Origin of the sequence: Arcobacter rhizosphaerae (assembly GCF_049472155.1) — a bacterium.
Taxonomy (GTDB): domain Bacteria; phylum Campylobacterota; class Campylobacteria; order Campylobacterales; family Arcobacteraceae; genus Arcobacter_B.
Genome location: NZ_JBMOVW010000002.1, coordinates 18,694 through 43,443, shown reverse-complemented (window position 1 = coordinate 43,443; position 24,750 = coordinate 18,694). Strand labels below are relative to the sequence as shown.

28 protein-coding genes are annotated in these 24,750 nt (G+C 27.4%); 12 read left to right on the top strand and 16 right to left on the bottom strand.

Annotated elements, in window-relative coordinates:
* Window positions 1–132: 132 nt before the first annotated feature.
* The 11 genes from ACH5BH_RS03285 to ACH5BH_RS03235 form a co-directional block, all read right to left on the bottom strand.
* A complete protein-coding gene (locus ACH5BH_RS03285; protein ID WP_404306333.1) occupies window positions 133–477 on the bottom strand; it encodes a metal-sulfur cluster assembly factor in 345 nt (114 codons plus the stop codon).
* Between the two features lie 10 nt (window positions 478–487).
* Window positions 488–898 (bottom strand): SufE family protein, encoded by a 411-nt coding sequence (locus ACH5BH_RS03280; RefSeq protein WP_404306331.1) that lies wholly within the window; start codon window positions 896–898, stop codon window positions 488–490.
* Window positions 899–909: 11 nt separating this feature from the next.
* Window positions 910–2,091 (bottom strand): aminotransferase class V-fold PLP-dependent enzyme, encoded by a 1,182-nt coding sequence (locus ACH5BH_RS03275; protein ID WP_423297436.1) that lies wholly within the window; start codon window positions 2,089–2,091, stop codon window positions 910–912.
* Window positions 2,084–3,118 (bottom strand): SufD family Fe-S cluster assembly protein, encoded by a 1,035-nt coding sequence (locus tag ACH5BH_RS03270; RefSeq protein ID WP_423297435.1) that lies wholly within the window; start codon window positions 3,116–3,118, stop codon window positions 2,084–2,086. Before ACH5BH_RS03270 ends, ACH5BH_RS03275 begins: the two co-directional genes overlap by 8 nt.
* Window positions 3,105–3,860, bottom strand: coding sequence for a Fe-S cluster assembly ATPase SufC (gene sufC, locus ACH5BH_RS03265; protein ID WP_404306325.1), 756 nt, complete (start codon window positions 3,858–3,860; stop codon window positions 3,105–3,107). Before sufC ends, ACH5BH_RS03270 begins: the two co-directional genes overlap by 14 nt.
* A gap of 51 nt (window positions 3,861–3,911) precedes the next feature.
* Window positions 3,912–5,348, bottom strand: coding sequence for a Fe-S cluster assembly protein SufB (gene sufB / locus ACH5BH_RS03260; protein ID WP_423297434.1), 1,437 nt, complete (start codon window positions 5,346–5,348; stop codon window positions 3,912–3,914).
* 175 nt (window positions 5,349–5,523) lie between these two features.
* Complete coding sequence (locus ACH5BH_RS03255) at window positions 5,524–5,775, bottom strand: hypothetical protein (RefSeq protein ID WP_423297433.1); 252 nt, start codon at window positions 5,773–5,775, stop codon at window positions 5,524–5,526.
* Window positions 5,751–6,041, bottom strand: a complete 291-nt coding sequence (locus ACH5BH_RS03250) for a hypothetical protein (RefSeq protein ID WP_404306319.1) — start codon at window positions 6,039–6,041, stop codon at window positions 5,751–5,753. Before ACH5BH_RS03250 ends, ACH5BH_RS03255 begins: the two co-directional genes overlap by 25 nt.
* A complete protein-coding gene (locus ACH5BH_RS03245) occupies window positions 6,041–6,337 on the bottom strand; it encodes an ElaB/YgaM/YqjD family protein (RefSeq protein WP_404306317.1) in 297 nt (98 codons plus the stop codon). Before ACH5BH_RS03245 ends, ACH5BH_RS03250 begins: the two co-directional genes overlap by 1 nt.
* Before the next feature lie 115 nt (window positions 6,338–6,452).
* The gene (locus tag ACH5BH_RS03240) at window positions 6,453–7,118 is read right to left on the bottom strand and encodes an amino acid ABC transporter permease (protein ID WP_404306577.1); all 666 of its coding nucleotides are present in this window, start codon (window positions 7,116–7,118) and stop codon (window positions 6,453–6,455) included.
* 132 nt (window positions 7,119–7,250) lie between these two features.
* The gene (locus tag ACH5BH_RS03235; protein ID WP_404306316.1) at window positions 7,251–8,066 is read right to left on the bottom strand and encodes a transporter substrate-binding domain-containing protein; all 816 of its coding nucleotides are present in this window, start codon (window positions 8,064–8,066) and stop codon (window positions 7,251–7,253) included.
* A gap of 303 nt (window positions 8,067–8,369) precedes the next feature.
* On the opposite strand from ACH5BH_RS03235, the gene ACH5BH_RS03230 reads away from it, so the two are divergent.
* The 4 genes from ACH5BH_RS03230 (at window position 8,370) to argH (ending at window position 12,337) form a co-directional block, all read left to right on the top strand.
* Entirely contained in the window at window positions 8,370–9,566 is a 1,197-nt protein-coding gene (locus tag ACH5BH_RS03230; RefSeq protein ID WP_404306314.1) for a NifS family cysteine desulfurase, read from the top strand.
* A gap of 43 nt (window positions 9,567–9,609) precedes the next feature.
* A complete protein-coding gene (locus tag ACH5BH_RS03225; protein ID WP_404306313.1) occupies window positions 9,610–10,590 on the top strand; it encodes an iron-sulfur cluster assembly scaffold protein in 981 nt (326 codons plus the stop codon).
* Between the two features lie 112 nt (window positions 10,591–10,702).
* Complete coding sequence (locus tag ACH5BH_RS03220; protein ID WP_404306311.1) at window positions 10,703–10,891, top strand: hypothetical protein; 189 nt, start codon at window positions 10,703–10,705, stop codon at window positions 10,889–10,891.
* A gap of 54 nt (window positions 10,892–10,945) precedes the next feature.
* The gene (gene argH, locus ACH5BH_RS03215) at window positions 10,946–12,337 is read left to right on the top strand and encodes an argininosuccinate lyase (RefSeq protein WP_423297432.1); all 1,392 of its coding nucleotides are present in this window, start codon (window positions 10,946–10,948) and stop codon (window positions 12,335–12,337) included.
* Window positions 12,338–12,384: 47 nt separating this feature from the next.
* Here argH and ACH5BH_RS03210 read toward each other — a convergent pair whose 3' ends face one another.
* On the bottom strand, window positions 12,385–13,287 hold the full coding sequence (locus ACH5BH_RS03210) for a chemotaxis protein CheV (protein WP_404306308.1): 903 nt from the start codon (window positions 13,285–13,287) through the stop codon (window positions 12,385–12,387).
* Between the two features lie 62 nt (window positions 13,288–13,349).
* On the bottom strand, window positions 13,350–14,000 hold the full coding sequence (locus ACH5BH_RS03205; protein ID WP_404306306.1) for a tRNA threonylcarbamoyladenosine dehydratase: 651 nt from the start codon (window positions 13,998–14,000) through the stop codon (window positions 13,350–13,352).
* A gap of 60 nt (window positions 14,001–14,060) precedes the next feature.
* Here ACH5BH_RS03205 and greA point away from each other — a divergent pair, with 60 nt between their 5' ends.
* The 7 genes from greA to nth are packed head-to-tail and all read left to right on the top strand — an operon-like array spanning window position 14,061 to window position 20,762.
* The gene (greA, locus tag ACH5BH_RS03200) at window positions 14,061–14,546 is read left to right on the top strand and encodes a transcription elongation factor GreA (RefSeq protein ID WP_404306305.1); all 486 of its coding nucleotides are present in this window, start codon (window positions 14,061–14,063) and stop codon (window positions 14,544–14,546) included.
* Window positions 14,546–15,550 (top strand): N-acetyl-gamma-glutamyl-phosphate reductase, encoded by a 1,005-nt coding sequence (argC, locus tag ACH5BH_RS03195; RefSeq protein WP_423297431.1) that lies wholly within the window; start codon window positions 14,546–14,548, stop codon window positions 15,548–15,550. The genes greA and argC overlap by 1 nt, the downstream gene beginning before the upstream one ends.
* On the top strand, window positions 15,540–16,244 hold the full coding sequence (locus ACH5BH_RS03190) for a UDP-2,3-diacylglucosamine diphosphatase (RefSeq protein ID WP_423297430.1): 705 nt from the start codon (window positions 15,540–15,542) through the stop codon (window positions 16,242–16,244). The genes argC and ACH5BH_RS03190 overlap by 11 nt, the downstream gene beginning before the upstream one ends.
* Window positions 16,241–16,795 (top strand): hypothetical protein, encoded by a 555-nt coding sequence (locus tag ACH5BH_RS03185; protein WP_423297429.1) that lies wholly within the window; start codon window positions 16,241–16,243, stop codon window positions 16,793–16,795. The genes ACH5BH_RS03190 and ACH5BH_RS03185 overlap by 4 nt, the downstream gene beginning before the upstream one ends.
* A gap of 31 nt (window positions 16,796–16,826) precedes the next feature.
* Window positions 16,827–18,800 carry an excinuclease ABC subunit UvrB gene (uvrB, locus tag ACH5BH_RS03180; RefSeq protein ID WP_423297428.1) on the top strand — a complete coding sequence of 658 codons (1,974 nt, stop codon included), beginning with the start codon at window positions 16,827–16,829 and terminating at the stop codon, window positions 18,798–18,800.
* Between the two features lie 33 nt (window positions 18,801–18,833).
* Window positions 18,834–20,105, top strand: coding sequence for a Fic family protein (locus ACH5BH_RS03175; RefSeq protein WP_423297427.1), 1,272 nt, complete (start codon window positions 18,834–18,836; stop codon window positions 20,103–20,105).
* A gap of 9 nt (window positions 20,106–20,114) precedes the next feature.
* Window positions 20,115–20,762 (top strand): endonuclease III, encoded by a 648-nt coding sequence (gene nth / locus ACH5BH_RS03170; protein WP_423297426.1) that lies wholly within the window; start codon window positions 20,115–20,117, stop codon window positions 20,760–20,762.
* Window positions 20,763–20,791: 29 nt separating this feature from the next.
* Here nth and ACH5BH_RS03165 read toward each other — a convergent pair whose 3' ends face one another.
* Window positions 20,792–21,190, bottom strand: a complete 399-nt coding sequence (locus ACH5BH_RS03165) for a hypothetical protein (protein ID WP_423297425.1) — start codon at window positions 21,188–21,190, stop codon at window positions 20,792–20,794.
* Window positions 21,191–21,192: 2 nt separating this feature from the next.
* A complete protein-coding gene (locus ACH5BH_RS03160; RefSeq protein ID WP_423297424.1) occupies window positions 21,193–21,441 on the bottom strand; it encodes a hypothetical protein in 249 nt (82 codons plus the stop codon).
* 125 nt (window positions 21,442–21,566) lie between these two features.
* On the opposite strand from ACH5BH_RS03160, the gene ACH5BH_RS03155 reads away from it, so the two are divergent.
* A complete protein-coding gene (locus tag ACH5BH_RS03155) occupies window positions 21,567–23,501 on the top strand; it encodes a TonB-dependent receptor plug domain-containing protein (protein ID WP_423297423.1) in 1,935 nt (644 codons plus the stop codon).
* 10 nt (window positions 23,502–23,511) lie between these two features.
* Here ACH5BH_RS03155 and ACH5BH_RS03150 read toward each other — a convergent pair whose 3' ends face one another.
* Window positions 23,512–24,738, bottom strand: a complete 1,227-nt coding sequence (locus tag ACH5BH_RS03150; protein ID WP_423297422.1) for an HD domain-containing protein — start codon at window positions 24,736–24,738, stop codon at window positions 23,512–23,514.
* Window positions 24,739–24,750 lie beyond the last annotated feature (12 nt).

The window sequence follows — 24,750 nt, the reverse complement described above, 5'->3', positions numbered from 1 at the left end:
TTAGCAAAATATCGTAAAATAGGTAGTTGAAAACTAAAAAAGAAAAATAAAATTAATATTTAAATATTATTAATAATTTTTCTCTTTTAAGTTAAATTATTATTTAATCCCTCAAAAATAGTTTTTGAACTTTTATATTACAGCTCCTGAAGCTTCCATTATTTCTCTTCCTTCTTCACTCATCAAATCTTTAGACCAAGGAGGGTTAAATGTAAGATTAACTTTAACTTCATCAACTTCATCAACTGCAAGTGTTACATATTTTGTTTGTTCTACTAAACTCTCAGCTACTGGACAAGCTGGACTTGTAAGAGTCATAAGGACGTTACAGTATAAATAATTTCCTTTCATCTCAAAACCGATATCATATATTAATCCTAAATCATAAATATTTACAGGAATTTCAGGATCAAATACACTTTTTAGATTATTTATAATTTTCTTTTCTATTTCTTCTTTATTGTCTAATAATGACATGATTTTTCCTTCATGCGTTTTGCGCAAACTCTTTTATTTTTTTTATCATTCCTATTACTCCACTTTGTCTATTTGGGGTAATAACTTCAGCTAATTTTAGTTCATGTACAATATCCATATCAACTTCTTTTAATTCTTCAACAGTAGAATTTGAAAAAATTTGTAAAATCATATAAACTAAACCTTTTACTATTATTGCATCACTTGTTCCATAAAAATATAGCTTTCCATCTTTTTGTTCACAAATAAGCCAAACTTGTGATGTACAGCCATGTACTAAATTTGCTGGAACTTTGTGTTTTTCATCTAAGGGTTCTAGCTTTTTTCCTAAATCAATAATATATTCATATTTTTGTAATTCATCTTCAAAAAAGTCTAAATCTTCTTTTATTTCTTCAACTCTAGCTTCTATATTACTCATTTTATATCCTCTTATTTCAACATACTTATAGCTTTTTTAAGAGCAGTTATTAAGGCATCTACATCCTTATAATCATTGTAAAATGCAAGTGAAACCCTAATAGTTCCTTTTATTCCTAGTTGCTTCATAATCGGTTGAGCACAATGATGTCCAACTCTTAATGCTATTTTCATTTTATCTACTAAAATACCAATATCATCATGAATTAAACCTTTAATATTAAAGCTTCTACTTCCAATAGAGTCTTTTATATCATTATAAAATTCAATATCTGGAATTTTTCTAAGTTCTTCATCTAAGTAGTGATATACATCTTTTTCAATTGCTTCAATATTTTCATATCCAACATGATTTAGATATTCAAGTGCTTCTGCAAAACCTATAATTCCCGCAATATTTTGTGTTCCTGCCTCAAATTTATAAGGAGAGTCAAGTAGTGTTGATTTTTCAAAGTCAACTTGATCAATAGTTGCACCACCTGTTTGATAAGGTTTTAAATCCTTTAGATATTTCTCTTTTACATAAATAGCTCCAACACCTGTTGGTCCAAAAGTTTTATGGGCAGAAATAGCAAAAAAATCAGCATCTATATCTTGTAAATCTATTTTAGTATGAGCTAAACTTTGAGCTCCATCTATCATAACAACAGCTTCATATTTGTGTGCTAATTCACAAATAGCTTTTATATTATGGATTTTTCCAAAGGCATTTGAAATATGAGTAACTGACACAAAAGCATTTGGATTGTTTTTAAGTAACTCTTCAAAATGAGCAAAATCAAAACTAAGATTTTCATCACATCTTACAACTTCTAAACCATTTCCTAAAGTTCTTCCTTGTATATGCCAAGGTACTATATTTGAGTGGTGTTCTAGTGAAGAGATTATTACAGTTTTAAAATCTTTCGCAAAAGACTCTGCAATAAAGTTTATTGATTCACTTACACCTTTTGTAAAAATAAGCTCTTCATTTTTAGAAGCATTTATAAACTCTTTTAGAACTTTTCTTGCATTTTCAAATTTTTGTGTTGCTTTATTTGCATGACCAAAATTACTTCTATGAGTATTTGAACAGTAATGTTCATAATACTCAATTTGAGAGTTTACAACTTCTTTTGGTTTTTGAGTTGTAGCTGCATTATCTAAATATATAATATCTGAGTTTTTAAAATATGGAAAATCTTTTTTAAACATATTTAGTCCTTTCATAAGAATCGATAAACTCTTTTATTAGTTCATCGCTGATATTATCATATATTTGACCCTCAAAAGCGTTTAAAAGCATATCATAAGCTTTTTCTTTTTTTATACCTCTTGACTGTAAATATAAAAGCTGCTCTTTATCAAGTGTACCTGTTGTTGCTCCATGACTTGCTTCAAGTTCATCTATTAAAATTTCAAGATGAGGCTGAGCAAAAATCGTTGCATCATTTGATAATAAAATAGTATTTGAATTTTGGAAAGCTTTAGAGTATAAAGCCTCTTTATTTACTATTGATTTTGCTTTAAATACAGCTTTTGCTTTATCTTTTAGTGAATGTTTATAGTTTATATCACTAGTTGAACTCTCATTATTATGAATAGTTTTGATCAGGTTTGCTGTATTTGAACTATCTTTTGATTTTACTAAACCATTTAAGTTATACTCAATATTTTTATTGTCAATACTGTTTTCATAACTATTTACTATTAAGCCAGTTCCAAGTTCAAAATTTGATACTTTGCATTTTGAGTTTTCTTCTTGTTTAAATATTGCATTAAATAAAAAGCTATTTTGTTCATTTATATCTTGAATTTTGGCGTATTCAAAATCAGTATTTTCTTCTATATTAAATTCTCTATTTACACTATAAGCACTATTTTGAGAACTATTTGTAAATACTTCAATAAGAGAAGCTTTTGCACCTTTTTTTACTTCTATTTTTATAGAATTTGTATAAAAAGTTTCATCCTCTTTTATCTTATGAACTAAACAAATAGGTTCTGGTATATTTGAGTTTATAGTTAAAATTATTTGCTTTTTCTCAAAGTTTTTTGTGATTTCAAATAGTGGATTCTCATAATTGTTTGTATCTTCTTTTAATTCTAATCCAACTATATCCAATTCATAACTTTTTATATTTTTAAAATCATAAGAAAAAAGAGCTTGTAAGTCTACTTTTCTAAACTCTTCATCATATTTTGAAGGAAGATTAATATTTTCTAAATCACTTATTCTCATCTTTTATTCCTATTCCCTCAAAACCTTTTTCATCAAGTTCTAAGGCTAGATTATAATCTCCAGTTTTTACAATTTTCCCATCATTTAAAATATGTACATAATCAGGTTTGATTAACTCTAAAAGTCTATCATAATGAGTAATCATAAGAACTGATTTTTTACCATCTAACATACCGTTTATTACATTTGCTACTGTTTTTATAGCATCTACATCTAATCCTGAATCTATTTCATCAAGCATAATTAAATCAGGGTTTAGTAATAATAGTTGAATTAATTCATTTCTTTTTTTCTCACCACCACTAAATCCATCATTTAAATCTCTTTGAAGAAGTTTTCTATCAAGATTATATTTTGCAGTTTCTTTTTTCACGTGTTTTAGAAATTCCATAGCATCGATTTCATCTTGACCTTCATAAGCTCTTTTTTCATTGATTGCTGTTTTTAAAAAGTAGCTATTATTTACTCCTGGAACTTCAACTGGGTTTTGAAAACTCATAAAAATACCTTCATTAGCTCGTTCACTAACATCTAAATCAAGTAGGTCTTTTTTCTTATAAGTTATTGTCCCACCTGTTACCTCACAGTCATAGTGAGCACTTAAAGTTTTCACAAGTGTTGATTTTCCTGCACCATTTACACCCATAAGTGCGTGAATCTCTCCCTCTTTGATTTCTAAATCAAGACCTTTTAAAATCTCTTTTTCATTAATATTTACTTTTAAATCTTTTATACTTAACATTATATATTTCCTTAAAAATGTTTTTTCTTTTATTCTTAGGTCTTGGATATATTATCCAACACTTCCCTCAAGTGATATATTTAACAGCTCTTTTGCTTCAGCTGCAAACTCCATAGGTAGCTCTTTTAAGACTTCTTTACAGAAACCATTAACTATCATAGATACTGCATTTTCAGGATTAATTCCTCTTTGTTCTATGTAGAATAGTTGCTCATCTGAAATTTTTGAAGTTGTTGCTTCATGCTCAATTTTTGCAGTCATGTTTTTAACTTCATGATATGGATATGTATGTGCATTACAGGCATTTCCAATAAGAAGTGAATCACACTCTGAAATATTTCTTGCATTGTGGGCATTTTTACCAACTCTAACTAGTCCTCTATAGGCATTTATTCCTTGCATTGCTGAGATACCTTTTGAGATAATAGTTGATTTAGTGTTTTTACCTAAATGTATCATCTTTGTACCAGTGTCAGCTTGTTGGGCTTTTGATGAAATAGCTACTGAGTAAAACTCACCAACACTATTATCACCTTTTAAAACACATGAAGGGTATTTCCATGTTAAACTTGAACCTGTTTCAACTTGTGTCCAAGAGATTTTTGAGTTTTCACCTTTACATAAACCTCTTTTTGTTACAAAATTTAAAATACCACCTTTACCTTGCTCATCACCTGGGTACCAGTTTTGAATAGTCGAATATTTTATTTGTGCATTATCTAAAGTAACTAATTCAACAACTGCAGCATGAAGTTGTCTTTCATCTCTTGTAGGAGCTGAACATCCTTCATTATATGATACATAACTTCCTTCATCACAGATGATTAAAGTTCTCTCAAATTGTCCTGTATCTAAGGCATTTATTCTAAAGTATGTTGATAATTCCATAGGACATCTTGTATTTGGTGGAATATAAACAAAACTTCCATCTGTAAATACAGCAGAGTTTAAACAGGCAAAATAGTTATCACCAACTGGAACAACAGAAGCTAAGTATTTTTCTAAAAGTTCTGGATATTTATTTGCAGCTTCTGAGATTGAACAGAAAATGATTCCTAATTTTTCTAACTCTTCTTGATAAGTTGTTTTAACTGATACTGAATCAAATACAGCATCAACTGCAACACCTGCAAGTTGCTTTTGCTCTTCTAGGGGAATACCTAGTTTCTCATAAGTTTTTAAAATTTCAGGATCAACTTCATCTAGTGAACCTAAAGGTTTTTTGGGTGCAGAATAATATGCAATGTCTTGATAATCTATTGTAGGATATTTTAAATTTGCCCAATTAGGCTCTTCCATATTTTTCCACTTTTCATAGGCTTTTAATCTAAAATCTAAAAGCCATTGGGGCTCATCTTTTTTTGCTGAAATGGCTTTAATAACATTTTCATTTAAGCCCTTAGGAAATGTATCACTTTCTACTAAAGTTTCAAATCCTAGTTTATAATCACTATTAATAACATCATGTATCTGTTGATTTTGACTCATAACAGACTCCAATTTTTAAGATTTTTATATAGGACAAAATTTGTCTTAATTAGAATATAACAGTAAAATAATTAAAGTGAACTTAAATAGGACAAATAAAGTCCTATTTAAAATATTTGATACTTTTTTACTATTTATTTTGTAGTTAAAATTGAATTTATAATAACTTAAAGTTTCATCGTGAACTAATCAATTTTATTAAAAAGGGAGTTAGATAATTATCACTTAAAAAAGAAATTAACATCTCTTTTTTTGAACCAGTATTTAAATAGATCATTGTATTTGAAATATCAAAACCTGGATCATTTAGTCTAAGACGCATTTTTGCACTCTTAAGAGAGGGTTTTCTTCTTAACTTTTTTTCTTGACCTTCTAATAATAAAATTAAATTTTCTAATTTTTCTATCTTTTGTTTTTGATTTTCCATGCTGAAACTTTCAATATGATTAAACCTATTATCATCGTAATTAAAGCTGTTAAAAAATAAGCAGGTATTTCACCCCAATAAATTGCTATACTTGCTTTAATTCCTAATAATAAGAAGATTATTGTAGTGAAAAATATTAAAACAGCTAAAAAAAATAAGATTAAACCTTTTAGTGTTTCACTAAAAGATAATTTTATTTCCTCAACTTGTGCTTCAATTAGCTCTACTACAGATATTATAAATTCTGAAATTGTTACTTTTGACATTATCTCTTAAGTAACCAAGCAGCTATAAATCCAACTCCAAATGTAATAGCAACACTTTTTAGTGGATCTTTTTTAATTCTTTTTTCAACTTCATCAACTTCTTCAAGTCCTTTAGTTTTTAAGCTCTCAACTTTTTTAGTTAATTCTTCTATTGATAATTCATCTAGTAGTTTTGATTTTTCTCTATCAATATTTGAACTAGCTATTTCTTTCATTGTTTCAGTTAAACTTTTTAAGTCTGACTTTAAGTCATTTATTTCTTCTTTTAGTTTTGTAACTTCTTGTGCTGTTGCCATATCTAATCCTTTTCTTTAAAATTATTTTTTAGAGATTAACAATCTACTAGTGTTTATTATAACCGAAAAATATATTAAATAAAAATAAAACTAGAGATTGTTGTTAAGATTTAAACTATTTGATTTTATTTTCTAAAGTTTTAGTATAAAAAGAAATAGGATAAGTTAAAATTAGATAACCAATTGCCAAAGGTATGTAACTTTCTAAAGTAGAATAGGTTATAGCATCAACTTCTTGAGCATTCATAGTAAATTCAGATATTGCTATTATTGATAATAATGATGAATCTTTTATGATAGAAGCAAATTGTCCTGTTAGTGCAGGAAGCATTCTTTTAAAAGCTTGTGGGAAAATTATATATCTATACATTTGATAGTTTGTCATTCCTAAACTTAGGCTTGTTTCAAATTGTTCTTTTTCAATAGATTGTAAGGCAGCTCTAATTATTTCACATACATAAGCACCTGAAAAAATAGCAAGTATAAATGTTCCTACAATATACCTATTTTCAAAACCTAAATTATTAGCAAATACATAAAAGAAAATTAGTATCTGAACTAAAAGAGGAGTACCTCTAATAATTTCAATATAAAACCTTGCGAAAAATCTTAAAATAATTATTTTTGAGTTTTGAGCATAAGCAAAAAATAATCCAATCACAAAACTTAATAGTAATGCAAAAAATGAAATTATAATTGTCATTATAAAACCATTTATAAATTTTTGCTTGTATTCATATACATGAGGCCAATTAAAATCATAAGAGATATTTGAAAACATCAAATAAACAGGTGTGATAATCAATAATGCTAAAAAAGTTAAGTTAAAAAGATAAACCAATTTTGAAAGTGGTTTATCTTTTTTATAACTTAATTCATTAATAAATAAGTCTTTTAATTTGATAGGACAGTCCTAAAAGAAAAATGGAATATTAAGTTCATCAAAAGTAGCTTTTGCTTCTTTTAAGTGTTTGTTTGCAAATTTATCAAAAGTACCATCTTCTTTTGCTTTTTTAATAAACTCATTAACTTTTTCTTTTAAAGGATCATTTTGTCTTAAAGCAACACCCCAGTATTCAAAGTTTTTTTGGAAAGGTTTTAATAATGCTACAGTTGTATCTTTATGTTGTACATGATTTTTATAAATAGTTAACTGATCATATAAAAAACCATCAGCTTTTCCTTGTACTACTTCAAGTACACAAGCATTTTCTTTATCAAAAACTAAAATCTCTGCATTTTTAAGATTTTTAGAAGCATAAACATGACCTGTTGAACCTTTTTTTACAGCTATTTTTTTACCTTCAATATTTAGTTCATCAATTGAACTTACCCCTGATTCTTTATTTGCTAAAATAGCTAAAGATGATTGTGCATAAGGAATTGAAAAGTCAATTGATTTTTTTCTTTCATCTGTGATAGTCATTGAAGAAATAATTAAATCAATTTTACCTGTTTTAAGTGATGGGATTAATCCAGCCCATGCTGTATTTTCAATAACTACTTCTTTTCCTAAGTATTCACCTAATTTTTTAGCAAAATCTACAGATACACCTTTTGGGTTTCCATCAATATCACTCATTTCAAAAGGTGGATATGCTAGTTCCATACCAACTTTTAATACTTCTTTTTTATTCTCATTAGTCATTTCATTTTGATTTTTATCATCACAAGCTGTAAATAACACAGCAACAAATAGCGTAATTATTAGTAATAATTTATTTTTCATATTTTTCCTTGGATAATTTTTTTTTAATTATCTCTACTCTTTACTTAACATTTCTTTATTTGTAGTTGTAGAATTTATTAAGATTACAATATAATATACGCGATTTTTTTAGAAAAGAAACTAATAATATAGTATTTATTACAGTTTTTTGTTACAAAATGGAATAAAATTTCTCATAATCTTTTAATTAAGACAAATTTTATCCGATTTAGATTAGAATACAAAAAATTAATTACAAATATAAAAAATAATTATAATTAACAATGATAATTGTTATCATAAAGAATAGGAAAATTAAATATGATGGAAGTTTATTTAGACAATAATGCAACAACAATGGTTGACCCAAAAGTTTTTGAAGAAATGAAACCATTTTTTTGTGAAAAGTATGGGAATCCAAACTCATTACATAGATTTGGAGCGGGAACTCATCCTAAGATGGTTGAAGCATTAAATTATTTATATGAAGGTATTAATGCAGCAGATGAAGATGATATTGTTATTATGTCAAATGCAACTGAAAGTATAAATACTGTTATTAAAGGTATCTGGGTAGATAAAATTTTAAATGGTGATAAAAAACATATAATTACTTCAGAAGTAGAACACCCAGCAGTTACTGCTACATGTAAATTTTTAGAGTCTCAAGGCGTAGCTGTTACTTATTTACCTGTAAATGAACAAGGTATATTAGAAGCAAATTCTGTAAAAGATTATATTAAAGATGATACTGCATTAGTTTCTATTATGTGGGCAAATAATGAAACAGGTAAAATTTTCCCTATAAAAGAGATTGGTGAAATATGTAAAGAAGCAGGTGTTCCTTTCCATACAGATGCAACTCAAGCAATAGGAAAAGTGAAAGTTGATGTTCAAGATGCAAATGTTGATTATTTAACTTTTTCTGCACATAAATTCCATGGACCAAAAGGTGTTGGTGGTTTATATGTTAAAAAAGGTTATGCTTTAACTCCTTTATTACATGGAGGAGAACAAATGGGTGGTTATAGAGCTGGTACTGTTGATGTTGCATCAATGGTAGGTATGGGACTTGCTATGCATTTAGCAACTAATCCAATGGCTTTAGCTTATGAAGAAAATCATGTAAGAAAATTAAGAGATAAATTAGAAGATGCAATTTTAGAAATTCCTGAAACTATTGTAATTGGTGGAAAAGATAATAGAACTCCAAATACAACACTTATTTCAATCAGAGGTGTTGAGGGTGAATCAATGTTATGGGATTTAAATCAAAATGGTGTTGGTGCCTCTACAGGAAGTGCTTGTGCAAGTGAAGACTTAGAAGCAAACCCAGTTATGAATGCTTTTGGTAGTGATAGTGAATTAGCTCATACAGGTGTTAGATTATCTTTAAGTAGATTTAATACAGAAGAGCAAATAGATTATGCAATAAATGTTATTAAAAATGCAGTTGAGAGATTAAGAGGATTATCTAGTTCTTATGCTTATGCACCAGAATCTCATAACTCAGGTTTATAATAGATACAAACAAATATAAAAAAGAATTTAAAAAGGATAATAAATGGCTAAAAATGATTTAATTAGCGGTTCAATTTGGGACGAGTACTCAAATGAAGTAGTAAATAGAATGAATAATCCACAACATCAAGGTGAGATTACAGAAGAGAGAGCAAAAGAATTAGGTGCAAAATTAATTATTGCTGATTTTGGTGCTGAATCATGTGGTGACGCAGTAAGATTATATTGGGCAGTTGATGAATCAAATGATAAAATTTTAGAATCTAAATTTAAATCTTTTGGTTGTGGTACTGCAATTGCATCTTCTGATGTTATGGCTGAATTATGTGTTGGAAAGACTGTAGATGAAGCTGTAAAAATTACTAATATTGATGTTGAGCATGCACTAAGAGATAATCCAGATACACCTGCTGTTCCACCTCAAAAAATGCACTGTTCTGTAATGGCTTATGATGTTATCAAAAAAGCTGCTGGAGAGTACAAAGGTGTTGATATGGAATCTTTTGAGGAAGAGGAAATTGTATGTGAATGTGCTAGAGTTACTTTAGCTACAATCAAAGAAGTTATTAGATTAAATGATTTAAAAACTGTTGAAGAAATCACTGATTATACAAAAGCAGGAGCTTTCTGTAAATCATGTATTAAGCCTGGTGGGCATGAAGAAAAAGATGTATATTTAGTTGATATCTTAAAAGACACTAGAGCTGCGATGGAAGAAGAAAAATTAAAATCTGCTGCTGATGCAAGTGCATCTGGTTCTTTATCATTTGATAAAATGACTTTAGTTCAAAGAATTAAAGCAATTGATTCATTATTAGATGAAGAGATTAGACCTATGCTTGCTATGGATGGTGGAAATATGGAAATTATTGATATTAAAGAAAATTTACCTCATTATGATTTATATATCAGATACTTAGGTGCTTGTTCTGGATGTGCTTCTGGAAGTACTGGAACATTATATGCAATTGAATCTGTATTACAACAAAAAATTGATGAAAACTTAAGAGTTTTACCAATTTAATTTTATATAAATACAAACAACTATTTAAAAGGTCTATGTTTTTACATAGGCCTTTTTTTATTTACTTAACCTTATAATGTTATAATATATTTAAATAAATAAGGAGTATATAATGACAGCACAAGATAAAGAATTAGAACAATTACATGATACAATAGTTGATGATGTACAATCACTTGTTTCAAAATATATGTCTATTGTTGGATGGGATGTTCCTGAAAATGATGAAGATGAAGCACAAAGAAAAATATTAAATATTGTAAAAGAAGCAATTAAAGATATAGAAAATAAAAACTCATAATATCACTTATGTTATAATACGCCAAAACAAGCTTATTATAATATAGGGATATAAATGTCAAATCAAAATAATCAAATATTAAAAAACACAAATGCACAAATTTTAGATGAGTTTAATGCATCTATTATGTTCGATAAAGAACTATATTCACAAGATATAAGAGGAAGTATTGCTCATTCACAAATGCTTTTTGAGCAAGGGGTTCTTACAAAAGAAGAGCAAGAAGCTATTGAAAATGGTTTGCTTCAAGTAAAAGAAGAAATAGAATCAGGAAAGTTTGAATTTACATTAGCTACTGAAGATATTCACATGGCAGTTGAATCAAGACTTACTGAAATTATTGGTGAACCTGGGAAGAAACTTCATACTGCAAGAAGTAGAAATGACCAAGTAGCAACTGATTTTAGACTTTATGTACAAGAAAAATCATTAAGTATTAAAGAACAGTTAAAAACTTTAGTTGAAGTTTTTGTAGATGTTGCTTCAAAACATACTGAAACTTTAATTCCTGGTATGACTCACTTACAACATGCTCAACCTCTTAACTTTGCTTATCATTTATTAGCTTATGCAAATATGTTTAAAAGAGATTTACAAAGATTTGAAAGTTCTTATGAAAGAAATAACTATTCTCCTCTTGGAAGTGCAGCATTAGCTGGAACGCCACATAATATAGATAGAAATTCAACTAGTACAAAACTTGGATTTACTGCGCCAACTACTCATGCTATGGATACTGTATCAGATAGAGATTTTGCTTTAGAGATTTTATTTAATATTTCAACTTCAATGATGCATATTTCAAGAATTTCAGAAGAGCTAATTACTTGGTCTTCTTATGAGTTCCAATTTGTAAGAATGTCTGATGAGTATGCTACTACTTCATCTATTATGCCTCAAAAGAAAAATCCAGATGTACCTGAGTTATTAAGAGGTAAAACAGGTAGAGTATATGGAAACTTAATATCACTTCTTACAGTAATGAAAGGTTTACCTTTAGCTTATAACAAAGACACACAAGAAGATAAAGAGGGTGTATTTGATTCTGTTAAGACTATAGAAATCTCACTAAAGATTTTAACAGAAGTTATTAAAACTATGATAGTAAATGTGGATAAAATGGAAAATGCTTGTAAAGTAGGGCACTTAAGTGCAACTGATTTAGCTGATTATTTAGTACAAAAACAAAATATGCCATTTAGAACAGCTTATTATATTACAAAAGATGTTGTGGCAAAAGCTAATTCTTTAAATAAAGATATTAGTGAATTAACTATTGATGAAATTAGACAAGCAAATGAAGAGTTAAAAAATATAGATGAAGAAATAATTATGTTTCTTGATTTAAGAAACTCAATGAATGCAAGAACATCATTAGGTGGAACATCAACACATCAAACAAAATATCAAATTGATGAGTTTAAAAAGTGGTTAGCTTCTAAATAGAAGCTAATTTAAATTTAGTAAAAGATGAGTTAAAAACTCATCTTTTCTTATAAGAATTTTTTAGTCATTTCATATAGAGATTGGATATCAGTTTTACCAACGAAACCATCAACACCAATTCTACTCATTTTACCTTTTACAGCATCTGTTGTCATTGATGAATTTACAATAACAGGAATATGCTCATATTTACTATTATTTTTTATAAATGAAGCAACTTGATATCCATCAGTTCCTGGCATTTCAATATCAGTAATTACCATACCAATTTTATCAGGAGTTAACTCTTCTATTCTTTTAAGAAGTTGAGTCCCATCAGTATAAACTTCAAATCTAACACCAGTTCTTTTAAAGAATTTATTTAAAACTTCTCTAGCAACACCTGAATCCTCAGCTGCTAAGATAAGTTTTTGACTATCAAGCTTATCTTCTACATATTTTTTAACATCATCTTCACCATCATCAGTCCAACCTACATCTCTTAATAATTGTTCTGCATTAAAGACTGTACAAAGTTCATCTTTGTCATCAACTTTTACATAAGTTGTATATGTTATTCTTGCATTAGTTTCTTCTGAGTGTCTTAGTTGATCTGTAGTCTTTTCTACAATGTCAAGCATATCTTTTACTAAGAAACCAATTTTTTTATGATTAAACTCACAATAAATAATAAGTTTATATTCACTCATATCTAAAGGTTTTAATCCTAACCATACATCAAGATTGATTAATGTTACAGGTTCTCCTCTAATTGTTGCAATACCTGCTATTACATCACTTTCTTTTGGTGTATCATTAATAGTAACTTCATCTTTAATAATGAAGGCTTTTACTTTTGCTATGTTTATTGCATAAATATTATTATGACCAGTGTAAAAAACAGCTAATTGTTGAACATTTCTTAAATGACCTTGAGTCATTTGTTCAACACTACCACTAATACCACTCATGAGAATCCTTTTTTTGTTATACTACTTTATTATATATCTTTTATTCTTTAAGTAACTTTAAGTTATTTTTTCATTTTTCTAAGTATCTTTTGAACTGCTACAGAAGCCATCATTAGACCAAATGAACCCGTAACTGCTTCAAAACTTCCCTTTTCAATACAATTTGGGTTTTCTGATGAAAAAATTACTTTAAACTTTCTTTTAAAGCCTTCTTTTTTCAACTGTGTTCTAATTTTTTTTATAAATGGATCATTAAATGTATCCCAAATTGATTTATATTCAATTTTACTTGGATCAAGTCTTTTTGCACTACCACTTGTTGTAATTACTTTTGTATAATATCGTTTGATTAGATGAACTTTTGGAGTTACATCATCGATTGCATCTAATATGTAATCATACGATGAAAAATCAAAGTTGTCAATCCATTCAGGTGTTATTTTTGCATGAATTGCTGTAACTTCTGGATATTTTTCTTTTAAAGCTTCCACTTTAACTCTTCCAATATTTCCATGACTACCCATCTGTCTATTCATATTTGATTCTTCATAAGTATCAAAATCAACAATTGTAATATTTTTTATTCCTGTATTATATAAGGCATCTAAAGCAAAACTACCTACTCCACCAACACCTAATAAGATTAGTTTTACATCTTTAAATTTGTCAAATTTGTCTTGACCAAAAAGTTTTATGGTTCTATCATACTGCATATAATCTACTCTTTTAAAATTTTTTGCTATTATATCATAAATTAATTTATGGAGATGTTGATGGAAAAAGAACCTATGACAAATGCAGGATATGAAAAAATTACTGGGGAATTAGATTTCTTAAAATCTAAAGAAAGACCTCATACTGTAATTGAACTAGATGAAGCTAGACAATTAGGGGATTTAAAAGAGAATGCAGAATACCATGCAGCAAAAGATAAATTAGCATTAATAGATGCTCAAATTGCAGAATTAGGTGCAGTAATTTCTAAAGCAGTGATTATTGATCCTTCAACACTTCCTCATGATAAGGTAAGTTTTGGTTCAACTGTTAAGTTAGTTGATGTTGATACAGATGAAGAGTTTACTTATGCAATTGTAGGTGGAGTTGAGTCAAGTGCAGAAAAAGGTTTAATTTCTTTTAATTCGCCTTTAGCAAAACAACTTTTAGGAAAAGAAGAGGGTGATGAAGTTGTTGCTACTTTACCAGGGGCTACAAGAACTTTTGAAATATTAGATGTATATTATAAGGAGTTTAATTTATAATGAATGTAGCAGTTATTGGAGCTAGTGGTTATACAGGTTTAGAATTAGTAAAAATTTTAATAAACCATCCAAAATTTAATATAACATATATAGCAAATTCTACAGGTGAAGAAAATATTCAAGAATTACATCCTTGTTTAAAAGATGTAATTGATATTGAAGTAAGTAAAGCTAATGCAAAAGAAGTATCAAGAGTAGCTGATTTAGCATTTTTGGCATTACCTCATAAAACATCAATGTTTTTTGCAAAAGAGTTATTAGACCTAGGTGTAAAAGTTGTAGATTTATCAGCTGATTATAGACTTGACTTAGAAACTTATGAAAAACATTATTGTCCTCATGAGGATAAAGAACATATAAAAGATTCAGTATATGGCTTACCAGAATATTATGCAAAAGAATTAAAAGATTCAAACTTAGTAGCTAATCCTGGATGTTATCCAACTGCATCTCTTTTAGCACTTTTACCTTTTGTGGATTATATAGAAGAGGGAACTCCTATTTTTATTGATGCAAAATCAGGAGTAAGTGGGGCTGGTAAGAAACTTAGTGAAATCGCACATTTTGCTAATTTAAATGAAAATCATCATGCTTACAATCCTTTTAAGCATAGACACATGCCAGAAATTGAAGAAAAAGTTAAAAAAGTAAAAGGAAAAGATTTTCAAATTAACTTTGTACCTCATTTAATCCCTGTAACAAGAGGTATGTTAGTTTCTGTTTACGCAACACTAAAAGAAGAAGTTGATGTAAAAGAGATTTTAAATCAAGCATATAAAAATAGTGAATTTGTAAGAGTAAGAAATAATCCTGTTGATTTAAAATCTACAGCAGGAACAAACTTTTGTGATATTTTTGTAGAGAGTAATAAAAGAGCTTTATTTATAAACTCTTCAATAGATAATTTACTTAGAGGTGCTTCATCTCAAGCTGTAGTAAATGCAAATATTATGTGTGGCTTTGAAGAAGGTGAGGGTATTCCAAAAATCGCTTATGTACCATAATATACAATTAGAAGAATCAGCTATTTTTGTAGCTGATTCTCATTATAATAAAAAAAATACTCAATTTCTTTTATTTTTAAAAAAACTAGAAAAACAAGAAATACAAACAAAACAACTTTTTTTAATGGGTGATAATTTTGATTTTATTTCAGGTGAAAGTAAATATTTCATTAGACAAAATCAAGAATTGATTGATATTTTAAATAAACTATCAAATAAAATACAAATAGTATATTTAGAAGGGAATCATGACTATAATCTTTCAAAACTTTTTCCAAATATTTTAGTTGTAAAAAGAGAAGAACAACCTTTGATAATAAATTATAAAGAACAAAGTGTTGCTTTATCTCATGGTGATAACTTTATAAATTGGCAGTATGATTTATATTGTAAAATAATAAGAAATACTTTTTTATTGAAATTTTTAAACTTAATTGATTTTAATAATTTTATATCAAAAAAAATAGATGAAGCACTTCTTGAAAAAAATATATGCCATAAAATTAATGATTTTAAAACTTTGGTGAAGAAAAGAGTAGACAATTATAATGCTAATATAGTTATTGAAGGACATTATCATCAGGGTAAAACTTATAAGTTAGATAATAAATTTTATGTAAATATACCTTCTTTGTGTTGTGATAATATGTATACAGTTTTTTCAAAAGAAGAGTTTAATGGAGTAACTTTATGAAATTAATATTTTTTGTTTTTTTATGTTTCATTTTACTTTTAATTATTATTGTTTTATATTTGATTTTCTCTAGGAAAACAAATACAGTAAAAAAAGAAGAAATAATTAATGTAGAAAAAAAACAAAAAGAAAAAATAAAAATATCAGAGTTGCCAATCCCTTCTAAAATAGAGAGTTTTAGTAGTGCAACTTTACTTAAAGCTTCAACAAAAATATTTGATATTTTTAAAGCTATTGATTATGCAAATAGATCAGAACATAGTTTAAATAAAATTGAGTGGCACTCTTGGCAAGTATCTATACTTCTGCAATTGTTAAAAACAAATTACAATTTAAATGTTGAAGTTTCAAAAAACAACTTTCATCCTTTTTTGTATCGAATGAATAAAGAAGAGTTTTTGAGGCAAGTAGATGAAATACTTGAAAAATATGTATGTGAAGTAAATATAAAAAGAACTAAAGACGAACTTTGTAAAGATATGCTTCTTTCAGGTAGGGAAGTATCTATACTTTTTTTTCTTATCTTAAATAAAAAGAGTTTATTAAAATAGTTAAAAAAGCTTCAATTCGATATAATCGCCTATGGCAAAATTTAAAGTTCAATCAGAATACTCTCCAGCAGGAGATCAACCAAAAGCAATAGAGGCCTTAAGTAAAAGTATCCAAGATGGAAACCAATATAACACACTATTAGGTGTAACAGGTAGTGGTAAAACTTATACTATGGCAAAGGTAATTGAGAAGACTCAAAAACCAACTCTTATTATGACTCATAATAAAACTTTAGCAGCACAGTTATACTCTGAATTTAAGCAGTTTTTCCCAAACAATCATGTTGAATATTTTATCTCTTACTATGATTATTATCAACCAGAAGCATATATTCCTAGAACTGATTTATTTATTGAGAAAGACAGTTCGATTAATGCAGAGTTAGAAAGACTAAGACTTAGTGCAACAGCTTCACTTTTATCTTTTGATGATGTTATTGTAATCGCGTCTGTATCAGCAAACTATGGTCTTGGTAATCCAGAAGAGTATAAATCTATGGTTCAAAGAATTGAAGTAGGTTTTGAATATTCTCAACGAGAGTTTCTACTAAAACTTGTGGAAATGGGTTATAAAAGAAATGATAAGTTTTTTGATAGAGCGGATTTTAGAGTAAATGGAGATGTTATTGATATTTTCCCTGCTTACTTTGAAGATGAGTTTATTAGAGTTGAGTTTTTTGGTGATGAAGTAGAATCAATTACAAAACATGAATATTTAACAAATAATAAAACAAAAGAGTTAAATGAAGCAATAATTTATTCTGTAAATCCATTTGTTGTATCAAATGATAAATTAGCAACAGCAGTTAAACAAATAGAAGAAGAGTTAGATGAAAGACTAACTAACCTAAAAGCAAATGATAAATTAGTTGAATATCAAAGATTAAAACAAAGAGTTGAGTTTGATTTAGAGATGATTGAAGGTACTGGTATGTGTAAGGGAATTGAAAACTATGCAAGACATCTTACAGGTCAAAAGCCAGGAGAAACACCATACTCACTTATGAACTATTTTGAATCTATGCACGAAGAATTTTTACTTATAGTTGATGAGTCACATGTATCACTTCCACAGTTTAGAGGAATGCATGCAGCAGATAGAAGTAGAAAAGAAGTATTAGTTGAATATGGATTTAGACTTCCAAGTGCACTTGATAATAGACCTTTAAAATTTGATGAGTTTATTAATAGAAAAGCTTCATATCTTTTTGTATCAGCAACTCCAAATGAGTTAGAAATAGAAAAAAGTGCTGTAGTAGCAGAACAGATTATTAGACCTACAGGACTTCTTGATCCAAAAATTGAGATTATGGATAGTGAACATCAAGTTGAAAAACTTTACGATGAGGTTAAAAGAGTAATTGAAAAAGATGAAAGAGTTCTTATTACAGTTTTAACTAAAAAAATGGCAGAAGAGTTAGCCTCTTATTATTCTGACTTAGGAATCAAAGTAAAATATATGCACTCTGAGATTGATGCAATTGAGAGAAATCAGATTATTAGAGAGTTAAGACTAGGTGAATTTGATGTGTTAATTGGTATTAACTTACTTAGAGAAGGGCTTGATATTCCTGAAACTTCTTTAGTAGCTATTTTAGATGCAGATAAAGAAGGTTTCTTAAGAAGTAGAACCTCTCTTATTCAAACAATAGGAAGAGCTGCAAGAAATCAAAACGGTAGAGTAATATTATTTGCTAAAAAAATTACAGATTCTATGCAATATGCAATTGATGAAACAGCTAGAAGAAGAGAACTTCAAGAAGCACATAATAAAAAACATGGTATCACTCCAAAATCAACTAAAAGAAGATTAGATGAAAATTTAAAACTTGAAGAGTACGATGACTTGGCATGGAAAAAAGAAAAAATGGAAAAAATGCCAGCAGCTGAGAGAAAGAAAATCTTAATTGAGCTAAATAAACAAATGAAAAAAGCTGCAAAAGATTTAAACTTTGAAGAAGCTATTAGATTAAGAGATGAAATTGATAAGGTTAAGAAGATATAGATATAATTAGCTAAACAATAAATAGAGATTAAAATGAAAAAAGATTATCCTACAAATGAAAAACAATGGTTAAAATATTTGACTATTGATAATTATTATACAGTTTTTCAAATTGAACATAGAAAGAAAATTATTACTGAAACGGGATGTGATTTTGACTCTATATTAGAATCAGTAAATAAATATAGGCAAAGAAATAAATTGCCTATATTTAATTTTGAAGAAAAGAACTTTTTTATTACAGACACATTTAAACTTAGAAAAAATATTGATATTATTAAAGAATTTTGGAAAAGTCTTGAGTATAATTTTCAGAGTAAATTTTCCCTTGAACTTTTAAAAGAAACACTAGTTGAAGAAGGATATTATTCTTCAACAATTGAAGGTGCTCACAGTACAATTAAAAGAGCAAAAACTTTAGCAAAAGGGAAATCAGAACCAAAAGATAAAAGTGAGTTTATGGTTTTTAATAATTTTAAAGCTTTAATTGAACTTGAAGATATCAAAGATGAAATCACAAATGAATTAATTTTCAAAGTTCATAAAACAACTGTTGAAAATACATTAGATGATGATTATAATATTGGAGAATATCGAACTGAACCAAATGAAATAATTAATCAAAGTGGGAAAGTAATATTTCAACCAATTGCTGATATAAAAAAAATGAATCTAATGATAGAGGAATTACTTGAGTTTTTAAAAGATGATGAATTTTCAAGACCTATTGAAAAAATATACAAATCTATTGCATTTCATTTTCTTTTTGCATATATTCATCCTTTTGATGATGGAAATGGAAGAACTGTAAGAATTCTATTTACATATTTACTTAAGTATTATGGTTATGATATGTTTTATTATATCTCTCTATCTGAAATAATAAATAGAAGAAAAGCAAAAGATTATTATCAAGCATTTATTGATGTTGAAAGAAGTAACATGTTAGATAAAAATTCATTTGATATGACTTATTTTTTTTATTATTTAACTGAGGTAATGATTGAGGGATTAAGAATTTTAAAACATAGAATTAATACCCATTTAAGAGAAGATATTGTTAAGAATTTAGCAAAAACAAATAATATTGATTTAACACCAAGACAACAGAAGATAATAAAGATTTTGTCAAATAAAGATAATACATTTATTATCACAACAAAAGAATTGTCAGAAAAACTCAAAGTAGCACAAAGAACGATTCAAAGAGATTTAAAACTTCTAATTGATTTTGATTTAATAGAAAGAGTTAAAGCTCCCAAAAATAAGAAACAAAACTATTTTAGAATAAATGTTGATTTATAGAAGGAAAATATGAAAAAAGCAACAAAAAAAGATATAGAGATTATAAAAGAAGCATTTGTTGAGAAATACTCAGATGCAGTTACAGAGTTAAATTACAGAAATGATTACGAGTTATTGATAGCTATTATTTTATCAGCTCAATGTACTGATAAAAGAGTAAATATTATAACACCAGCACTTTTTGAAAAGTATCCAAGTGTAAAAGAGCTTGCCGTAGCAAATTTAGAGGATGTAAAAGAGTTATTAAAGTCATGTTCATTTTTTAATAATAAATCGAAAAATATTATCAAAATGGCTCAAAGTGTACTAGAGGATTTTGATGGAGAAATTCCACATAATCAAAGGGAACTTATGAAACTTGCAGGTGTTGGAAATAAAACTGCAAATGTATTTATGATTGAGTTTGAAGGAGCTAACCTTATGGCTGTTGATACTCATGTATTTAGAGTTTCTCATAGATTAGGTCTATCTGATGCTAAAAATGTTGATCAAACAGAAGCTGATTTAGTAAAAAGATTAAAAGGGGATGATTTACATATTTTCCATCAAGCTATGGTTCTATTTGGAAGATATATTTGTAAAGCAGTAAAGCCAGACTGTGATAACTGTCTTTTCCCTCATGTATGTAAGACAAAGTCATCTTTTAAACCACAATAACTTTAAAATAGGTAGATAGTCTTATCTACCTATTTTAATCTACATTCTTCTTTGAAATTTTTAAAGACATATTCATCTTCAATTAATTGAGCTTCAACATTTTTTGCTTCACAAACTAAATCTTTTCCATTTTTGTTTATTATATAAATAAAATCATAAATTTGTTTACTACTACTTAAAACTTCTAAACTAGTTTGATTAATAGAAAGTTTTTCTATTTTTATACCTTTTTCATCTAAGTAGTTTGCTTTAAAGGCATTTGGGAGTTTATTTTCTTCTAAGTGATTTAAATACACTGCACCTGTTATAAGTAAAATAACTATACTTGTAAAACTAATTAATTCTTTTTTTGTAAATGTTTTTTTTATCTTATAAACTACATAAATTATTAATGCAATAATAAGTAATGAAAATATTAAAATTTGCATTTTTATCCTTTTTTTGAATGAAGCTTATTTTTAAAAGCATCTCTTGATAAATATTTTGAATTTGTAGGTTTTTGTATAAACTCATCTTCTAAAACTGCTTGTTGTTTTATAGCTTTTTTTTCTTGTATTTTATTTAAAATATTTTTTTCGTCTATACTAATATTTTTTATTAGACCACTTTTTAGATTTTTCAGTATTACTAAAAGTGTTTCGACATTTTGCTTATCAACATCAAGTGTAATTTTACTCAATACCTATCCTTTTTTCTTTGGATTATAACAAAGTTTCACCAAACTTAACATTTATTTAACTAATAATTAATATTAAATTAACACCTATATAGGATAATTTTCGAAAATATTTATCAAGGAAAAATATGAAAAAGATTACTACAATTTCACTTTTATGCGCTGCGAGCATTTTAAGTGCAAATGATATTATAAAACTTGAAAAAATTGAAGTTCAAGAAAAAGTAAATACTAAAATAGTAAAAGATGTAAGTAATAATCAAATTAAAAGTGCTGACTTAGCTGAATCGCTGATGAAAAATGTTCCTTCAATTTCAATTGTTAGAAGAAGTGGTATAGCAAATGATATCATTTTAAGAGGTCAAAAAAAAGATAATATTAATATTTTAATTGATAATGCGAAAATATATGGTGCATGTCCAAATAGAATGGACCCACCAACTTCTCATGTATTATCAAACAATATAGAAAGTGTAGAAGTAATTGAAGGCCCTTATGATGTGGAAAATTTTGGTACTTTAAGTGGAAAGGTAAAAGTAAATACAAAACAACCAACAAAAGAATTTAAAGGTGAAATCAATGCAGGTTTAGGAAGTTTTGGATATCAAAAACTAAGTGCTAGTGTAAGTGGAGGAAATGATAAGTTTAAAGTATTAGTATCAGCCTCAACAGAAAAGAGTGATCAATATGAAGATGGAAATGGAAATGACTTTTTAGAACAGCAAAAAGCTCATGGTGTGCCAATGTCTAATCAATACTCAAAAAGTGATTTAGAAGCTTATGAAAAAAAGACAATTTTAACAAAACTTATTTTTAATATAGATGATAGTAGTGAGATAAAACTATCTTATAATGCAAACAGAAGTGATAATGTTTTATATCCGAATACACCAATGGATGCAGATTATGATGACTCAAATATTTATACTTTAGAGTATACAAAAAGAGATTTAGGAAAATATTCAAAAGAGCTAAATTTTGATTATTATTACTCAAATGTTGATCATCCTATGAGTGTAAGAGAAAGAAATAATGCTATGATGATGAAAAATATTACAAATCACATGAAAAGCTCAATTAAGGGACTTAAACTTAAAAACAATATGATGTTTTCTAATACTTTATATACTTTTGGTTTAGATGCAAGTCAAAGAAACTGGAAAGGTAGAAAATTTAAAAGTGATTTATCTATGGATACAGTTAGTTTAGCTTCAACTGATACTACAAATAAAGCTTTTTTTGTAAAAGTTGAAAAAACTTATGGTAAATTTGATTTAGAGTTTGGTTCAAGATATGACTATACAGATATTGATAATATTTCAATAGACAATGATAAAAAATATACTTCTTTAAATGCAAATATATTTACTACATATACAGCAGATGAAAATACAAAATATTTTGCAGGAGTAGGGAAGGCTTCAAGAGTTCCTGATTCAAGGGAATTATATTATTCAGGTAGTGGAAACAAAGATTTAGAACAAACAAAAAACTATGAAATTGATCTAGGTTTTGAAAAAACAATAGGAAGCTTTAATATTAGAACAAAAGCTTTTTATTCAAAACTTGAAGATTATATCTATAATACTGGAACTTTTACAAATATAGATGCCAAAATATATGGTTTAGATATAAGTGGTTTTTACTATCTAAATGATGAATTCTCATTTGACTATGGAATTGCATATCAAAAGGGGAAAAAAGATGGAGATTATGCTGATAAAGATTTAGCTGAAATTGCACCTTTAAAAGGAAATTTTGCTATTAACTATGAAAAAGGTGATGCAAAATTTACTACTGAAATTATAGCTGTTGATAGTTGGGATAGTTTTGATTCAGATAATGGAGAGCAAGAGTTAGGTGGATATACTGTAGTAAATACAAAATATAGTAATAAGATTACTAAAAATATTGGATTTACACTTGGAATTGATAATATTTTTGATAAAACTTATACATCAACAAATACTTATAATGATATTAAATATATAGGAAATGGAAATACTGAATTATTAAATGACCCAGGAAGATATTTCTACGCAAATTTAAAATATAGCTTTTAATAGCTATATTTTAATCAAAATCAATTCTAACTTGAGTTTGGCCAGTTGTTCCAAACTCATGATCTATTTTTTTAGCTATTTCCTTAAAGTCTATACCTTGTACAGTTTTTAAACTCTTAAATATTTGTTTTTTTCCATTTATAAGCTCTTTGGATTTTATTCCATGTGAGATTGATAAACTAGCTTCTATAAAAGCTGAAAGTTTATCACATTGTTTTAAAGCTATTCCATCAATAGTATTATATTTATCACTATTATATTTTGAGGTATCTTCTACAATCTCAATTTTGTCTATATATATTTTATTTAAAAACTCTTCTTTCTGTCCATCATAAAGTCCTAGGATATAAGAAAATTCATCATGTAAAGTTGCAGGTATGAAAGGAAGAATATCATCTTCGATTTTTTGTATTTCATATTCAGCAATAATATCAGATAGATTATCAACTGAGTATTTAACAGGTGTGATAATATCTCTTGTTAGAGCTTCTGGTAAGTCGTGAAACAGTGAAGTGAAGAAATTATTTTGAAGTCTTTTATCACAGGCATTTATATCTATTGAGAAAAAGTAACTAAAAACTGCAACTGTTAACATGTGTCCTAGTACTGATGTTTCAGGAACTCTTGGGGTTTGAGCCCATCTTTTTTGAAATCTTAATCTACCACTTAAATCAACTATTTTTGCTAATTTTTTATTTAAAGCAATTTTTCTAACACCTATTAGTTCATAATAATCCTCAATCTCTTCTTCTACACTTTTTTTAACATCTTCAATATCAGATAAGAAAGCTGAGGTTTGATAAACAATAGAAAATTCCCATTTTGTTGCTAGATAAGAAGCTGCTTTTAGTATAAACCTTTCTTTTTTATACATATTTGGAGTTTTTAAATACTCTTCAAATTTTTGAAGAAAATTTCCATTATCTATATCTTTTAAAGAAGGGCTTAACTTTGAGATTACCCATTTATTGATTTCATCAGCTTTTTTTTGTAAAGCTTTTCTAAATACATCAGGTCTAATATCAGTTACAACAACTCTTCTTAGAAATTCAAATATACCAGCTTCTATTAAATGTGTAAAGTTTACATCTTTTTCTAATTTTGCTATGAAGTAAGCAATGATGAACTTATGAGCTTGTTTGTCAAGCTCTACAAGTTCAACCATTCTTGGATAGTCATTCCATCTTTGGATTGAAGCAGATGAAAATATATCATCAATAATTTTTGGATTTATCACTTTTTATCCTTT

Excerpts from the sequence above, each read along its gene's own strand:
- ACH5BH_RS03285 (WP_404306333.1), bottom strand. The coding sequence starts at position 477 with ATGTCATTATTAGACAATAAAGAAGAAATAGAAAAGAAAATTATAAAT.
- ACH5BH_RS03280 (WP_404306331.1), bottom strand. The coding sequence starts at position 898 with ATGAGTAATATAGAAGCTAGAGTTGAAGAAATAAAAGAAGATTTAGAC.
- ACH5BH_RS03275 (WP_423297436.1), bottom strand. The coding sequence starts at position 2,091 with ATGTTTAAAAAAGATTTTCCATATTTTAAAAACTCAGATATTATATAT.
- ACH5BH_RS03270 (WP_423297435.1), bottom strand. The coding sequence starts at position 3,118 with ATGAGAATAAGTGATTTAGAAAATATTAATCTTCCTTCAAAATATGAT.
- sufC (WP_404306325.1), bottom strand. The coding sequence starts at position 3,860 with ATGTTAAGTATAAAAGATTTAAAAGTAAATATTAATGAAAAAGAGATT.
- sufB (WP_423297434.1), bottom strand. The coding sequence starts at position 5,348 with ATGAGTCAAAATCAACAGATACATGATGTTATTAATAGTGATTATAAA.
- ACH5BH_RS03255 (WP_423297433.1), bottom strand. The coding sequence starts at position 5,775 with ATGGAAAATCAAAAACAAAAGATAGAAAAATTAGAAAATTTAATTTTA.
- ACH5BH_RS03250 (WP_404306319.1), bottom strand. The coding sequence starts at position 6,041 with ATGTCAAAAGTAACAATTTCAGAATTTATAATATCTGTAGTAGAGCTA.
- ACH5BH_RS03245 (WP_404306317.1), bottom strand. The coding sequence starts at position 6,337 with ATGGCAACAGCACAAGAAGTTACAAAACTAAAAGAAGAAATAAATGAC.
- ACH5BH_RS03240 (WP_404306577.1), bottom strand. The coding sequence starts at position 7,118 with ATGTTTTCAAATATCTCTTATGATTTTAATTGGCCTCATGTATATGAA.
- ACH5BH_RS03235 (WP_404306316.1), bottom strand. The coding sequence starts at position 8,066 with ATGAAAAATAAATTATTACTAATAATTACGCTATTTGTTGCTGTGTTA.
- ACH5BH_RS03230 (WP_404306314.1), top strand. The coding sequence starts at position 8,370 with ATGGAAGTTTATTTAGACAATAATGCAACAACAATGGTTGACCCAAAA.
- ACH5BH_RS03225 (WP_404306313.1), top strand. The coding sequence starts at position 9,610 with ATGGCTAAAAATGATTTAATTAGCGGTTCAATTTGGGACGAGTACTCA.
- ACH5BH_RS03220 (WP_404306311.1), top strand. The coding sequence starts at position 10,703 with ATGACAGCACAAGATAAAGAATTAGAACAATTACATGATACAATAGTT.
- argH (WP_423297432.1), top strand. The coding sequence starts at position 10,946 with ATGTCAAATCAAAATAATCAAATATTAAAAAACACAAATGCACAAATT.
- ACH5BH_RS03210 (WP_404306308.1), bottom strand. The coding sequence starts at position 13,287 with ATGAGTGGTATTAGTGGTAGTGTTGAACAAATGACTCAAGGTCATTTA.
- ACH5BH_RS03205 (WP_404306306.1), bottom strand. The coding sequence starts at position 14,000 with ATGCAGTATGATAGAACCATAAAACTTTTTGGTCAAGACAAATTTGAC.
- greA (WP_404306305.1), top strand. The coding sequence starts at position 14,061 with ATGGAAAAAGAACCTATGACAAATGCAGGATATGAAAAAATTACTGGG.
- argC (WP_423297431.1), top strand. The coding sequence starts at position 14,546 with ATGAATGTAGCAGTTATTGGAGCTAGTGGTTATACAGGTTTAGAATTA.
- ACH5BH_RS03190 (WP_423297430.1), top strand. The coding sequence starts at position 15,540 with ATGTACCATAATATACAATTAGAAGAATCAGCTATTTTTGTAGCTGAT.
- ACH5BH_RS03185 (WP_423297429.1), top strand. The coding sequence starts at position 16,241 with ATGAAATTAATATTTTTTGTTTTTTTATGTTTCATTTTACTTTTAATT.
- uvrB (WP_423297428.1), top strand. The coding sequence starts at position 16,827 with ATGGCAAAATTTAAAGTTCAATCAGAATACTCTCCAGCAGGAGATCAA.
- ACH5BH_RS03175 (WP_423297427.1), top strand. The coding sequence starts at position 18,834 with ATGAAAAAAGATTATCCTACAAATGAAAAACAATGGTTAAAATATTTG.
- nth (WP_423297426.1), top strand. The coding sequence starts at position 20,115 with ATGAAAAAAGCAACAAAAAAAGATATAGAGATTATAAAAGAAGCATTT.
- ACH5BH_RS03165 (WP_423297425.1), bottom strand. The coding sequence starts at position 21,190 with ATGCAAATTTTAATATTTTCATTACTTATTATTGCATTAATAATTTAT.
- ACH5BH_RS03155 (WP_423297423.1), top strand. The coding sequence starts at position 21,567 with ATGAAAAAGATTACTACAATTTCACTTTTATGCGCTGCGAGCATTTTA.